This is a genomic window from Pseudoalteromonas sp. NJ631 (assembly GCF_000276645.1).
Lineage (GTDB): Bacteria > Pseudomonadota > Gammaproteobacteria > Enterobacterales > Alteromonadaceae > Pseudoalteromonas > Pseudoalteromonas piscicida.
In genome coordinates, this window is the sequence record NZ_AKXJ01000016.1 from 66,719 (window position 1) to 80,026 (window position 13,308).

The window sequence follows — 13,308 nt, forward strand, 5'->3', positions numbered from 1 at the left end:
GGCTTGCTATAATCCGCGGCCTGCCACGTTGCGTTCTATTGCCCTCGTCGGCTTAGCCACTGACTTGAGCGGCATAAAAGTCTTAAACTCGAAGGGGTTAAAGCAAATACAAGTAGAGCGGTAGTCCAAGGACTGCCTGTGGTTTTAAAATTGAAAACTTTGGATTTTTATAATGAAAACGTTTGTTGCTAAACCAGAAACTGTAAAACGTGACTGGTACGTAGTTGACGCTGAAGGTAAAACTTTAGGTCGCATCGCTACTGAAATCGCTCGTCGCCTTCGCGGTAAGCACAAAGCTGAGTATACTCCACACGTTGACACTGGTGACTACATCATCGTAATCAACGCTGAGAAAGTTACTGTAACTGGTAACAAAACTCAGGACAAAATGTATTATGCTCACTCTGGTTACCCAGGTGGCCTTAAGTCTATCAACTTTGAGAAACTTCAAGCTAAAAAGCCTGAAATGATCATCGAGAAAGCGGTTAAAGGCATGTTACCTCGCGGTCCTCTAGGTCGTGAAATGTTCCGTAAACTTAAAGTTTACGCTGGTAACGAGCACAACCACGCTGCACAGCAGCCTCAGGTTCTAGACATTTAAGGAGCACTATCATGGCAAATCAATACTACGGTACAGGTCGTCGTAAAAGTTCAAGTGCTCGCGTATTCCTACGCCCAGGCACTGGCAACATCGTAATCAATAAGCGCTCTTTAGAAGAGTTCTTCGGTCGTGAAACTTCTCGCATGGTTGTTCGTCAGCCTCTAGAGCTAGTTGAAATGACAGAAAAGTTTGACCTATACATCACTGTTGCAGGTGGTGGTACAACTGGTCAAGCGGGTGCTATCCGTCACGGTATCACACGTGCACTAATGGAGTTTGACGAGTCTCTACGTCCAGCTCTACGTAAAGCTGGCTTTGTTACTCGCGATGCTCGTAAAGTTGAGCGTAAGAAAGTTGGTCTTAAGAAAGCACGTAAGAAGACACAGTTCTCTAAGCGTTAATTTATTACGTTTCAAGAATTCAAAAACCCAGCTTATGCTGGGTTTTTTGTTTTTAGCTTCTCCTATGTACATCAATCTCTCGTATTTACGAGGTATCTAATTCGTTTTGTCCTACTTATTTGCTCAAAAATATCGCGTCGAGTTAAAAAAGTTCAATAAATATAATAATTAGTGCAATTCGAGCGGTAACTTGGCGGTTTTTTTTGCTACAATTGGCGAAGCAAGTAGAAAGACCTGAGATCCAGTCACGCGATTTGGTGCGTATCCTTAGTCGGGGGGTTGATCTTAGTCAGTATATTGTTGTGTCAGATGCGATATCATAAATACTCGGTTTCATGCTCGAAGTAATCATAGATGATTTTCTGCGGGTTTATTCGGGCATGGATCTGGAATAACCTTGTTTTAATCAAGGTATTTATTTATGATCGCGTCTATTTTGTAATTTCTTAAATTAACCTGCTGTAACTGATGTTCTCAATATAGCAAGTGTTGGGAATCAAGTGGAGATAAGTGGATGAGCAATGCGCCTGTAGACAACAGCCGACGTCGCTTTTTAACTATCGCTACCTCTGTTGTAGGTGGCGTTGGTGCGGTTGGAGCTGCTGTTCCTTTTATTGCGTCCTGGAATCCAAGTGAGCGAGCTAAATCTGCAGGTGCGCCTGTAGAAGTAGATATCAGCAAGCTTGAGTCTGGACAACTTATTCGTGTTGAGTGGCGAGGCAAACCGGTTTGGATTGTTAATCGTACACCAAAAATGCTAGAACAAATGAAGCAACACGAAGACCAACTTCGTGATCCTAACTCTGAAGAGCCACAGCAGTTGGCATCTGCGCAGAATGGTTTCCGTTCTAAGCGACCTGAGCTTTTCGTCGCAGTTGGGATTTGTACTCACTTAGGATGTTCACCATCTTTCCTTAACGGAAGCTTTGGTGAAAAAGTAGAAGGCACTGATAGTGGTTTCTTCTGTCCTTGTCACGGTTCGAAGTTTGATATGGCGGGGCGCGTATTCCAAAACGTACCTGCACCGCTAAACTTAGAGATCCCTCCGTATACCTTTATTGACGACACTACCATTTTGGTAGGTGAAGAAGAAGGGGTTGCATAATGTCTGTTAATGTAGATAAAGCAGCAAATACGGGCGTTGTGGGTAAAGTTGTTGATTGGATCGATGCTCGTATTCCGATGACTCGCGTCTGGAATATGCACATTGCTCAATACCCAGCGCCAAAAAACTTTAACTTCTGGTACTTGTTTGGTTCACTCGCCATTTTAGTACTGGTAAACCAGATTGTAACGGGTATCTGGCTAACCATGAACTTTGTACCTTCTGCTGAAGGTGCATTTGCATCAGTTGAATACATCATGCGTGATGTTGAATACGGTTGGTTATTACGATACCTACACTCTACCGGCGCATCCGCATTCTTTATCGTGGTCTATCTTCACATGTTCCGCGGTATGATCTACGGTTCTTATCAAAAGCCACGTGAATTACTGTGGTTGTTCGGTATGTTTATCTTCTTAGCGCTAATGGCTGAAGCTTTCATGGGCTACTTATTGCCATGGGGTCAGATGTCTTTCTGGGGTGCTCAGGTAATCATTTCATTATTCGGTGCAATCCCTGTAATTGGTGATGACCTAACGCTTTGGATCCGTGGTGACTACGTTATTTCTGGTGCAACGCTTAACCGCTTCTTTGCACTACACGTTATTGCATTACCATTAGTACTGGTTATCTTAGTATTCCTTCATATTGTCGCACTGCACGAAGTAGGCTCAAACAACCCTGACGGTGTTGAGATCAAGCGCAAGAAAGGCTCTGTAGCTGAGGAAGACAAACCTAAGTTTAAATTCCATGAATACTACACGGATAAAAAAGATATTGTGGATGCAATTCCATTCCACCCTTACTACACAGTAAAAGATGTCTTAGGTGTTGCTGGCTTCTTAATTTTCTTCTGCGCAATTGTGTTCTTTGCACCAGAAATGAATGGTTTCTTCCTTGAAGCGCCAAACTTTGAAGCTGCAAACCCGCTAAAAACGCCAGAGCACATTTTCCCAGTTTGGTACTTTACGCCATTCTACGCGATCCTTCGTGCTATTCCTGATAAGTTGATTGGTGTACTAGCAATGGGCGCTTCAATCGTAGCATTGGCACTACTGCCTTGGATTGACCGTGGCTCGGTTCGTTCAATTCGCTACCGTTGTGGTTTCCATAAGTTGAACATTGCTCAGTTTGTTGTCACATTCGTTATCCTTGGTTGGATTGGTGCAACACCGCAAACTGACTTTAAAACGCTATTGTCGCAAATTACGACAGTAACTTACTTTATGTTCTTCGTGTTGCTATTCTTCTACAGTAAAAACGAGAAGACAAAGCCACTACCAACGAGGTTGACGAAATGATGAAAAAGCTAGTAATCGGTTTATTCGCATTGTTGCCAACGTTATCGATGGCAGCGGGCCCATCAGTACCTTTGATGGAAGCAAACAACGACTTAACTGATAAAGCATCTTTACAGCGTGGCGCTAAGTTATTTATGAACTACTGCCTTGGCTGTCACCAAATGCAATATCAGCGTTATGAGCGTACTTTCCGTGACATCGGTATTCCAACTGAAATTGGTCAAGAAACGCTTATTTTCGATGGTTCAAAAGTAGGTAGCCATATTAAAAACTCTATGGCTAAAGATGATGCAGCAAAATGGTTTGGTGCTGCGCCGCCGGACTTAACACTTATCTCTCGTGTTAAGTCTCCGGACTACATCTATACTTACTTGAAGTCATTCTATAAAGATGAGTCTCGCCCATTTGGTGTGAACAACGTTGTTTTCCCATTGGTCGGTATGCCTCACGTACTACAAGAGTTACAAGGCTTGCCAACACCGATCACTGAAGAAGTGGAAGAACACGGTCACACAGTGACTAAAGTTGTCGGCACTGAAACAGATGGTACCGGTGAGATGAGTGTTGATGAATATGACCAAGCAGCACGTGACCTGACAAACTTCTTAGCTTATGTAGGTGAGCCTTCTCGCCTAGAGTCAGAAGCTTTAGGTATTAAGGTTATTGGTTTCTTAGTTATCTTCTTCATCCTGGCATTCTTCTTGAAGAAAGAATACTGGAGAGATGTTCATTAATTTGAATATTCAAAGGTAATTTTTGCAATAGGGGCGTTCGCCCCTTTTGCTGTTTAAAGTGATTTAATTACTTTTAGTTTTTTAATGGAGGTAGGCATGGCCGTTGCTGCCAATAAGCGCCCTGTAATGACACTTTTTTCTGGGTCAAACTGTATGTACAGTCACCAGGTACGTATTGTACTTGCTGAGAAAGGTGTAAGTGTTGATATTCATCAGGCTGAAAAGGACAACTTACCAGAAGCTCTACACGAGATTAACCCGTACGGCACTGTTCCTACGCTAATCGATCGTGAGCTTGGCTTGTACCAAGCGAATATCATTATGGAGTATCTAGACGAGCGCTTCCCGCATCCTCCTCTGATGCCTGTGTACCCAGTAATGCGTGGTCGTAGTCGTTTAATGATGCACCGCATTGAAACTGACTGGTATTCACTTGCTGAAAAAATCACTGCGGGTGGTGATGAAGCGGCTCAAGCTCGTAAAGAGTTAACTGAAGCGCTGCTAGCTGTAGCACCTATCTTTAATGAAGCACCTTACTTCATGAGTGAAGAGTTCAGCCTAGTTGATTGTTATTTAGCTCCACTACTTTGGCGTTTACCACAGCTTGGTATTGAGCTGAATGGCGCTGGTAGCAAAGAGCTAAAAGAATATATGCTGCGTTTATTTGAGCGTGACTCATTCCAAGCATCGCTAACTGATGCAGAGCGTGAGATCAGATCGTAATGACGTCTAATCGTCCTTACTTACTACGCGCGTTTTACGAGTGGATTGTCGATAACGAATGTACACCGCATTTAGTGGTGAACGCAGACTTTCCCTCAGTACAGGTTCCAACACAATTTGTGCAAGAAGGGCAAATTGTGTTGAACGTAAGCCCGTCTGCTGTGACGAATTTCTCTATGGACAATCAAGCGCTGAGCTTTAACGCTCGGTTTGGTGGTCAACCGATGCAGGTATATGTGCCTAACGGTGCAGTATTGGCTATCTATGCAAGAGAAAACGGTGAAGGGACGGTATTTACACCTGAAGAAGAAATCTTTGAAGATGAAGAGTTTGATTTGGTAGAAGAGACGGATGTCTCACAATCGCCAGAGACTAAGCCAGAACCTGAAAAGAAAAAAGGTTCTCACCTTCGAGTGATAAAATAAAAAAACCTGCGAATGCAGGTTTTTTTATGGCTATACGTTATTGTTTATATGTACTCAAAGGCTTTAATCACACGTTTTACACCATTAATATTTCTGGCGATTTCTACCGCTGAGTTTGCTTCTTGCTTGGAGACTAGACCCATTAAGAACACTTCGGCATTCTCGGTAACTACCTTAATATTTGCGCCATTGACTTCGTCGGCTGCCAATAGTTTGGTTTTAACTTTGGAGGTCAGCCACGTATCATGTGTTTGCGTCGTGATGCCGATGTTTGAGCTTATTCTCAACTGATTATGTACTTGCTTAATCCCAGCAACGTTCTGTAGTGCACGCTCAGCTTCCGTTTTCATTTCTTGATTGGTGACCTGACCAATCATTAATACTACGCCATTAACACTCACCAGTGTGATATTGGCATGATCTGCAAGGCGCTTAATCTCTTTAATGGCAAGCGTACCTTTGATCTCGATATTGTTATCGTCAATTTGTGCACCGATAGTGCGTCTATCATTTGCAGCAGATACCGCACCGGCTGTACCAGCAACTACCGCAGCAGCACACCCTTGTAGTAACAAGATAGCGGCAAGTAAAGAGGTTATTCTCATCATCATACTTCGTCCTGAGGGAATAAAATTGCGTCGATTAGCTCACTTAAACAGTGAGTATTGAATAGTTGTGACTCGATTATCCGGCTGGGGCGTTTACTTGGGATCCGGATCTCTACATCCTGTGGACCCAACAGGCCGGTAATTTCACCACCATCATCGCCAACTAAGGCGATGACTTTCATATCTCTCGTAAGGGCAGCTTCCACTGCGCCAATAACCGCCTTTTCTTGCCCGTTTATGGCATACGCCACCAGCAAGTCACCTTGCTGCGCGAATGCGCGTATTTGCTTGGCAAAGCGCTCTCTGGCTTTGCCATTTTCTGGTGACGCCAGATTATATTGCTCATTCGTTAGTGCAATTGCGGGCAGACACGGGCGTTCGGTTTCGTAAAAGTTGCTTAAGATGGTTGCGAAGTGGTGCGCCAACATATGATTACTTGGTGCGCCGCAGCAGATGATTTTATTGCCATTGATCAGGCTCTGAGCCATGGTCATAGCTGCGGTTTCTAACGCTTTAGGCAATACTTCGCCCGCCGCTATCTGCGCTTGAATTGACTCTGTAAATATAGACTTTATAGATTCTTGCATGCTAAAAAATATTTCTAATCCAGTTTATTTCAGGGGGATCGGCCCCTTGAATGGCAACAAAGTCGACTCTAAGTTGCGTGTTATGCAAATTTTGCTGTGCTAAATAATTATAAATACTACGCTTTAATCTTTGAAGCTTAGTTTTTGATAGTGCGTTAATTGCGCCACCAAAGTGGCTGCTATCGCGGTACTTTACTTCAATAAACACTAAGGTTTGCGACTCTTGCATAATGAGATCTATCTCTCCGTATTTACAGAGATAGTTTCTGGTGACGGGGGTTAATCCTTGTTTTATCAAGAATTGCTCCGCAATCAACTCAAAATGCTCGCCCTTACTCCGTGTGTTGCTAAATAGTCCTTTAAACATCCAGATATCCTATCTGATCAAAGAGTCTCCCGTAGGTTTCTCTTGTTGCATAAATAATGGTAGCGGAGGCTGTTCATCTAAGCTCACCAAACGAATTTGTTTATTATGATACTGTGCCCAACTGAGCTTTCGCACAACATCACTACCACCGCGGATGCTGAGCTGGCCGGTTAAGCCATCAAAACTTTTACCCGAGAGCCAAGCCAATTGGCGCAGCTCGGGGACTAAATTCGTGGCGTCATATGCCATTGCAAACAAGCGCTGCTCTAAGTCGGCCTGCTCAGGCCACAAAGATTGATAGTCATCTCGAAGCGGTGCTTTTTCAACAGCACCCGGTAGCATCCAAGGCTGTTCGGTAAAATAAAGTCCTTCTAAATCGCCCTTATCAGTAACATCAATTTGTTTACTATAGCTGCGAGAGCTCGCATATAAAGGGATCCTGTCGGCAAATGTACTGACATTGACGTCTAAATAAGGTTTGAGCAGTCGAGTTTCCATTGCATCACCTAAAATATAGATGGCATCAATGTCGCGTCTAGAGCGTGTTTCGCTTTTGACCTCTTTGCGAAATAGACTTTTGATGACGCTTGTGCGTGACTTTGAAGCGTCCACCTCTAAAATGTCGGTGATGACATCCGCCATATTTTTACTATTAGTGTAATAACCTACTTCTGGTGCGGTCTCACTGTAGCGTTTCCAACCTTGATCAAAATACTCAATTAAACGCTTACCAGAGGCATTCGCTGGAGCCAGTAACATGGGTTTTTTATAGCCTTTAGCAAGAAAGTGCTTCATTGCTTGCTCGACTTCATGCTCAGGATTAAGCGCAAAAAAGTACTGTTCACTACTGCTAGGCGTAAGCGTTTCGCGTGCATTTAAAAACAAAGTTGGGTAAGCCGCAAAACCTTTATCTGCGAGTAGTTTTTCAACGTTGGATTTTAATAATGGACCAATGACAAAATCGACATTTGCCTCAGCAAGTTGCGTTACGATTTCAGACTCGGATGCCATTTCATCAATGAAGAAGACTTCTTCAATCGTCCCTTCGTCAGTGGCAGCCAAGAAACCATTTTTAAGCGCTGTGCCGAGTCGCTCGCTCGCACCAGATTGTGGTAATAACACCGCAAGTCTTTTAACTTGGTAAGGTTCGAGCGCAACAGCACCTTGTAAATCTTTAGGCAGCAAAGCAACCGCAGGGTGATTAGCAAAACGACGACGCCAATTATTCATAGCTTGGTCGAGCTGGACGCTCGAACCCAAATAAATTTGTTGATATTTAGCTAGTGTTACCCAACCACGCTGTAAAACAGAGCCAGAATCAAAGCGCTCTAGGGCGTAACTTGATAGCTGCTGTAGCGCGAGCCAAATCTCTTCGTTTAACCCAGCCACCGCTAAGTTATGTTCATTGGCAATATCAGCCGCTTTAAAGTACTCAACCAACGCTTTTTTTGGTAGTTGCTGAGAGGCATAAATACTACCCAGTAAATACTCATACCAAGCTTGGTGTTCAGGGGTGTTGAGCCTACCCTCTAGCGTGTTCAGGATGGCTAACGCATTGGCATACTGCGACAATTCTTTGCGAGCAAGTGCGATGTATAATTTGTTTTGAATATGATCAACACTGGCTTTAGCTTCCATCGCTAAACCAATTTGCCCTAATATTTGCCAGTCTTTTTCTAAGATAGCAGCGTCTCTGGCAGCATATAGCAATTGGATTTTGGCAACGCCTTCTTTACTCTGCGCCTTTGCAAATAACGACGCGGCATTGTCATCCGATTGGCTAACGGCTTTAGTTGTTTTAGTTTCTTGGGCGGATTTGGTGACATTTGTGCTTGTACTACAAGCGGATAACCCCGACAATATGGCAACTAAAAGCGCTATCTTTTTAAACTGCACAGGCAAACCTTCTTTTTCACGACTGAGTGGATATCTTACTGACTGATATTGGAGAGCTCAATGGCTAATCTTCACAACGAAAACAAAATCGGCACCCTACATATTGTAGCGACACCAATAGGTAATTTAGATGACATCAGTGAACGTGCACTGAAAGTGTTAAGTCAGGTCGATTTAATCGCTGCCGAAGATACGCGCCACACCGGTAAATTATTGAGCCACTTTAGCATTAAAGCAAAAACTTTTGCACTGCATGATCACAACGAGAAGCAAAAAGCGCAGCAAATTTTAGATTGGTTAAACGAAGGTAAAGATATCGCGTTAGTGTCTGATGCGGGGACGCCGCTTATCAGCGATCCAGGCTATGCCGTGGTAAACCTGTGCCGTGAAGCAGGTGCTACTGTGACTCCCGTTCCAGGCGCGTGTGCCGCCATTGCTGCGGTGAGTTGTTCAGGCTTACCAACAGATAAATTCCAATTCGTGGGATTTTCACCAGCAAAAAGCCAAGCGCGTCAGCAATTTTTTAAAGATGCAGTCGCCTCTGGCATCACCAGTATCTTGTACGAAAGCACCCACCGCATTATGGCAAGTCTAGAAGATATGAAAATCGCGCTGGGCGAAACACAACAAGTCGTTTTTGCTAAAGAACTGACCAAAACCTATGAAACCTTTTTCAGTGGCACGGTTACTGAGCTCATTGAGTTTTTAACCGCAACGCCTGAAAAGCAAAAAGGCGAACTGGTGTTGATGCTACCCGGTGAACAAAGAGATGAACAAGCATTAACGCCAGAAGCGAAAAAACTGATTGAGTTACTAGAGCCAGAAATGCCATTAAAGAAGGCTTGCGGCGTGGCTGCTGAATATTTAGGGCTAAAAAAGAACGCCTTGTATAAGGCTATCATTGCTGAGCGAGAAGCGTAATACACGCAATTTATCGCGTGCGTTATTGCATTAAAGTGCGTATAATCGCCCGCCTGAGTCAGCCGGATAATCGCTGCCTGTGACGAAAATGATCAGGGGGAGGAAAGTCCGGGCTCCAATGGGCAGGGTGCCAGCTAACGGCTGGGGGGCGTGAGCCTACGACAAGTGCAGCAGAGAGAAGACCGCCTAAGTCCTTCGGGACCGGTAAGGGTGAAAGGGTGCGGTAAGAGCGCACCGGGCCACTGGTAACAGTTGGTTGCAAGGTAAACTCCACCCGGAGCAAGACCAAATAGGGTTCCTTATGGTGTGGCCCGCATCGGAACCGGGTAGGTTGCTTGAGCCTAGGAGCGATCCTAGGCCTAGACGAATGATTATCGATCTCCTTCGGGAGTGAACAGAACCCGGCTTATAGGCTGACTCACCCCATTCAAGAGAACCGCTTGATTTGCTGAAGTAAATCGAGCGGTTCTCTCAAACTACCAACTTTTAGTATTAACTTCCTAACAGACTTTGTATCTTTAAACTTAATCACTTCCATCTAACTTTTTGATTTTTGTGCCAATGCACTATTTTGCTAGTATGTAATCATAGTAATAGCAGCGTTAGATTTTGCATTGGCTATTGAGTCGAGTAAGTTAGCTCAATTTTATAAAGTAGGCTTACTCAATAAAATGAAATAAGAGAGAGAAGTTGTGAGCAGCAACCAAACTAAACAATCAGCCCGAAATATTGTGATTTATATAGAGAGTTATAGCAGGCCGGGTGAAGGTGACAAAGTAGAGTACATTATCGACTTTTGTTGCTATGAAGATGCTCAGTCGGTAGCTCGGTTGTTTGGGCAAGAGTTGATACCTGAAGTGGCAAGGTTTTACCGGCTGACTACTCCACATATGAGACATAGCCGTCTAGCTGCTGGTTCTTTCTATAGCATGCCGTATACCTTTTTTGAGGAGTTTGAATTAGAAAATGAGGAGTTTGAATTAGAAAACGGTGAGGGAAGTGCTTTTGTCGCATACTCACTACGCACACGCTCTCATTTTACATTCAGTCAGTACCTCACCGATACGCAATTTATTTCTCCCTCTACTCCTACTCTCCCGTTTATTAAGTTAGAGCATCAGTGGAATAGTTTGACCGTTGTTAATTGTGGCCAAGGTAATTGGAATGAAGTGCACAGCTCCGAGCATGTCTTAGTTTATGATTTTGGAGCATCTCAACGATATAGTGACCGGCAAGTGAAAGATCTCATTTCTAGAAGAATGCGTGCAATGAATGGTCGTCGCTATACCGTTATCATCAGTCACTGGGATATGGATCATTTTCAAGCGTTAAAGTTTTGCAGCCCCACACAGCTCGCTGATTGTGACGCTGTATTTGGTCCAGATAATATTCCCGATACTTTAGTTTACAGAGATACCATAGAGCACTTAGAGAGTAATAATGTTGCTATTGTATGTTTACGTACAACAATTTCGCGAAAAGGAAGAGAAATCACGCTCAGCTCGATTTATTCTTCAGCAACGATAGATGTCTACAGAGCTAGCGCCGGCAGCTCAAGAAATCAAACTGGTATCATGTTAGCGATTAAAGGTAAAAATAAAGTGGCTCTGCTTACAGGAGATCATCATTATCCGAAGATATTGGACGCGGTAAGCACCTCCTCATTTAGTGATAGGGGAGTGATCCTAGTGACCCCTCACCATGGTGGTGAAGCGGGTTATTTAAGTGTCTCTAGGTGGCAAACTGCTTTTCCAAATATTGAGTGCCCTATATCTGTTGGCGACAATAGTTATGGTCACCCTCAGCAAAACATATCTCGTCTACAGGCTTTAGAAGGGAAAATGCCAAAGCTAACCGTGATAGCTAATGACATTGAGTATCTACTTTAATTGGTTATACCAGCTAAAACTATAAAACTCACATCTGTAACTCTTTTGATGCAGCACATAAGCAACTTGGATTTTTGTAACTAAACTTACATAAACCCAAGGGGAACTACCCCGAGCGAAGAAATGAGTAAAAGCGATGGCAACAATTACCTTCCATGGGGCTGCGCAAGAAGTTACAGGGTCTTGCCACCTTATTAGCTCGCCTTCATTAGGTGATGTACTACTTGATTGCGGTATGCATCAAGGGATGAGAGCAAAGCACCTTATCTCGCGTGAGCAATTTGAATTTAATCCAAATAGTATTGATATGGTTATTCTCTCCCATGCGCACTCGGACCATTCGGGTAGGCTGCCTTGCTTATTACATGATGGCTTTACAGGCCCAATCTATTGCACAGAGGCGACGTCGCAATTGTTGCCCATTATGCTATTTGATGCGTTAAGTTTATACGAAAATGATTTGCGTAGAGAAAACAGAAAGCGTGCACGTAAGGGGCTCGATGATATTCCCGCACAGTACACCAAAGAAGATGTACTGGATGTATTGGACTGTCTCAAGCCTATTGTTTATCAGCAAGAAGTAAAAATTGCAAAAGGCGCGAGTGTGCGCTTTCACGATGCTGGGCACATTCTTGGCTCGGCAATTACAGAGCTAACCTTTGATGAGCAAGGGAAACAGAAAAAGGTGGTTTTTTCGGGTGATCTTGGTAACAAAGATACACTGTTGATGAATGATCCTACGTTGCTAGAACAAGCTGATATTGTATTAATGGAAGGTACCTATGGGGACCGTGAACATAAGTCTTTAGGTGATACACAAACCCAACTAAAAGGCATTTTGGACGATGCGTTTGCACGCGGTGGTAATGTGATGATCCCCGCGTTTGCAGTGGGCAGAGCGCAGGAGTTATTGCTTTATCTAGGTAAGTTACAGCACGCCGGTGAGCTTGATAATTGGCAAGTTTTTCTCGATAGTCCAATGGCTATTGAGGTCACTGAAGTATACGACCAGTGGCTCCCGACTTTGAATTGTGAAGGCGTTAAAAAACTTCATACCGGAGAGCAAAGCTTACTCAAAAATTTCTTATCTACATTGCATTTGATGGTAGATGCCGAAGACTCAATGGCAATTAACAAAATAAGCAGCGGGGCATTAATCATCGCGGGTAGTGGAATGTGTACAGGTGGGCGGATCACTCATCATTTTAAACATCGCATTTGGGATAGTCGCAATACCATCATCTTTGTCGGATATCAGGCCAAAGGCACCTTAGGAAGGATATTGGTTGACGGCGCCCAACGCATCAAATTATTTGGCGATGATATTATAGTGAAAGCAAATATCGAAACACTAAACGGCTTTTCAGCACATGCCGGGCAAGCTGCATTGATTGAATGGGTTAGCCATTTTAAAAGTTGTCCTAAAGTGATGCTTGTTCACGGTGAACCCGACGCATTAGAAGGACTTGCAGAGGCGCTTAAGCTGCAACATAACATTCGGGCTGAAATTCCCGTGTTGGGGGAAACAATAGAGTTTTAGCGGCTATTTGCTGAGAATAGTTATATAACTAACGACAAAATAATAAGTGATAGCAAATAGTAGTATGTGTCATTGCAGTGCTAACTAATGAGATTTTGAGTTTGAGACTTTGCTTTATCTTATATTTATTCAGTGTTTTAGCTTGTACTCTTGGTAGTGCAAAAACGCACGCGTCAGATAAGCTATTAGCACCTTATCAGGAGTCTAACG

At 43.6% G+C, this 13,308-nt stretch carries 14 protein-coding genes and 1 other RNA gene; 11 read left to right on the plus strand and 4 right to left on the minus strand.

Annotated elements, in window-relative coordinates:
* Positions 1–172: 172 nt before the first annotated feature.
* From rplM to A587_RS0120175, 7 genes are all read left to right on the plus strand, one after another.
* Positions 173–601 carry a 50S ribosomal protein L13 gene (gene rplM, locus A587_RS0120145; RefSeq protein ID WP_010376694.1) on the plus strand — a complete coding sequence of 143 codons (429 nt, stop codon included), beginning with the start codon at positions 173–175 and terminating at the stop codon, positions 599–601.
* 8 nt (positions 602–609) lie between these two features.
* A complete protein-coding gene (gene rpsI, locus A587_RS0120150) occupies positions 610–1,002 on the plus strand; it encodes a 30S ribosomal protein S9 (RefSeq protein WP_161796706.1) in 393 nt (130 codons plus the stop codon).
* Between the two features lie 514 nt (positions 1,003–1,516).
* Positions 1,517–2,107 (plus strand): ubiquinol-cytochrome c reductase iron-sulfur subunit, encoded by a 591-nt coding sequence (petA, locus tag A587_RS0120155; RefSeq protein ID WP_010376697.1) that lies wholly within the window; start codon positions 1,517–1,519, stop codon positions 2,105–2,107.
* Positions 2,107–3,408: a cytochrome b gene (locus A587_RS0120160; RefSeq protein WP_017219050.1), complete on the plus strand. Its 1,302-nt coding sequence runs from the start codon at positions 2,107–2,109 to the stop codon at positions 3,406–3,408. The genes petA and A587_RS0120160 overlap by 1 nt, the downstream gene beginning before the upstream one ends.
* Positions 3,405–4,142 carry a cytochrome c1 gene (locus A587_RS0120165; RefSeq protein ID WP_017219051.1) on the plus strand — a complete coding sequence of 246 codons (738 nt, stop codon included), beginning with the start codon at positions 3,405–3,407 and terminating at the stop codon, positions 4,140–4,142. Before A587_RS0120160 ends, A587_RS0120165 begins: the two co-directional genes overlap by 4 nt.
* A gap of 96 nt (positions 4,143–4,238) precedes the next feature.
* Complete coding sequence (gene sspA / locus A587_RS0120170) at positions 4,239–4,865, plus strand: stringent starvation protein SspA (RefSeq protein ID WP_017219052.1); 627 nt, start codon at positions 4,239–4,241, stop codon at positions 4,863–4,865.
* Entirely contained in the window at positions 4,865–5,290 is a 426-nt protein-coding gene (locus A587_RS0120175) for a ClpXP protease specificity-enhancing factor (protein WP_010376703.1), read from the plus strand. The genes sspA and A587_RS0120175 overlap by 1 nt, the downstream gene beginning before the upstream one ends.
* A 44-nt stretch (positions 5,291–5,334) precedes the next feature.
* Here A587_RS0120175 and dolP read toward each other — a convergent pair whose 3' ends face one another.
* The 4 genes from dolP to A587_RS0120195 are packed head-to-tail and all read right to left on the minus strand — an operon-like array spanning position 5,335 to position 8,748.
* Complete coding sequence (dolP, locus tag A587_RS0120180; protein WP_017219053.1) at positions 5,335–5,901, minus strand: division/outer membrane stress-associated lipid-binding lipoprotein; 567 nt, start codon at positions 5,899–5,901, stop codon at positions 5,335–5,337.
* On the minus strand, positions 5,898–6,485 hold the full coding sequence (locus A587_RS0120185; protein ID WP_010376705.1) for an SIS domain-containing protein: 588 nt from the start codon (positions 6,483–6,485) through the stop codon (positions 5,898–5,900). Before A587_RS0120185 ends, dolP begins: the two co-directional genes overlap by 4 nt.
* A gap of 1 nt (position 6,486) precedes the next feature.
* On the minus strand, positions 6,487–6,852 hold the full coding sequence (locus tag A587_RS0120190; protein ID WP_017219054.1) for a YraN family protein: 366 nt from the start codon (positions 6,850–6,852) through the stop codon (positions 6,487–6,489).
* A 9-nt stretch (positions 6,853–6,861) separates the two neighbouring features.
* Positions 6,862–8,748, minus strand: a complete 1,887-nt coding sequence (locus tag A587_RS0120195; RefSeq protein WP_017219055.1) for a penicillin-binding protein activator — start codon at positions 8,746–8,748, stop codon at positions 6,862–6,864.
* A gap of 60 nt (positions 8,749–8,808) precedes the next feature.
* Between A587_RS0120195 and rsmI the strand changes: the two genes are divergently transcribed.
* The 4 genes from rsmI to A587_RS0120210 all read left to right on the plus strand — a co-directional run bounded on the left by rsmI (position 8,809) and on the right by A587_RS0120210 (position 13,098).
* Positions 8,809–9,669: a 16S rRNA (cytidine(1402)-2'-O)-methyltransferase gene (rsmI, locus tag A587_RS0120200; RefSeq protein WP_017219056.1), complete on the plus strand. Its 861-nt coding sequence runs from the start codon at positions 8,809–8,811 to the stop codon at positions 9,667–9,669.
* A gap of 54 nt (positions 9,670–9,723) precedes the next feature.
* Positions 9,724–10,094: RNase P RNA component class A (gene rnpB / locus A587_RS24565), an RNA gene on the plus strand.
* 267 nt (positions 10,095–10,361) lie between these two features.
* Positions 10,362–11,558 (plus strand): hypothetical protein, encoded by a 1,197-nt coding sequence (locus tag A587_RS0120205; protein WP_017219057.1) that lies wholly within the window; start codon positions 10,362–10,364, stop codon positions 11,556–11,558.
* Positions 11,559–11,694: 136 nt separating this feature from the next.
* The gene (locus tag A587_RS0120210) at positions 11,695–13,098 is read left to right on the plus strand and encodes an MBL fold metallo-hydrolase RNA specificity domain-containing protein (protein ID WP_017219058.1); all 1,404 of its coding nucleotides are present in this window, start codon (positions 11,695–11,697) and stop codon (positions 13,096–13,098) included.
* Positions 13,099–13,308: the final 210 nt, after the last annotated feature.

Bases quoted from the DNA above. Each gene is read 5' to 3' on its own strand.
- A587_RS0120175 (WP_010376703.1), top strand. From the start codon at position 4,865: ATGACGTCTAATCGTCCTTACTTACTACGCGCGTTTTACGAGTGGATT.
- petA (WP_010376697.1), top strand. From the start codon at position 1,517: ATGAGCAATGCGCCTGTAGACAACAGCCGACGTCGCTTTTTAACTATC.
- A587_RS0120165 (WP_017219051.1), top strand. From the start codon at position 3,405: ATGATGAAAAAGCTAGTAATCGGTTTATTCGCATTGTTGCCAACGTTA.
- sspA (WP_017219052.1), top strand. From the start codon at position 4,239: ATGGCCGTTGCTGCCAATAAGCGCCCTGTAATGACACTTTTTTCTGGG.
- A587_RS0120190 (WP_017219054.1), bottom strand. From the start codon at position 6,852: ATGTTTAAAGGACTATTTAGCAACACACGGAGTAAGGGCGAGCATTTT.
- A587_RS0120210 (WP_017219058.1), top strand. From the start codon at position 11,695: ATGGCAACAATTACCTTCCATGGGGCTGCGCAAGAAGTTACAGGGTCT.
- A587_RS0120160 (WP_017219050.1), top strand. From the start codon at position 2,107: ATGTCTGTTAATGTAGATAAAGCAGCAAATACGGGCGTTGTGGGTAAA.
- rsmI (WP_017219056.1), top strand. From the start codon at position 8,809: ATGGCTAATCTTCACAACGAAAACAAAATCGGCACCCTACATATTGTA.
- dolP (WP_017219053.1), bottom strand. From the start codon at position 5,901: ATGATGATGAGAATAACCTCTTTACTTGCCGCTATCTTGTTACTACAA.
- A587_RS0120185 (WP_010376705.1), bottom strand. From the start codon at position 6,485: ATGCAAGAATCTATAAAGTCTATATTTACAGAGTCAATTCAAGCGCAG.
- rplM (WP_010376694.1), top strand. From the start codon at position 173: ATGAAAACGTTTGTTGCTAAACCAGAAACTGTAAAACGTGACTGGTAC.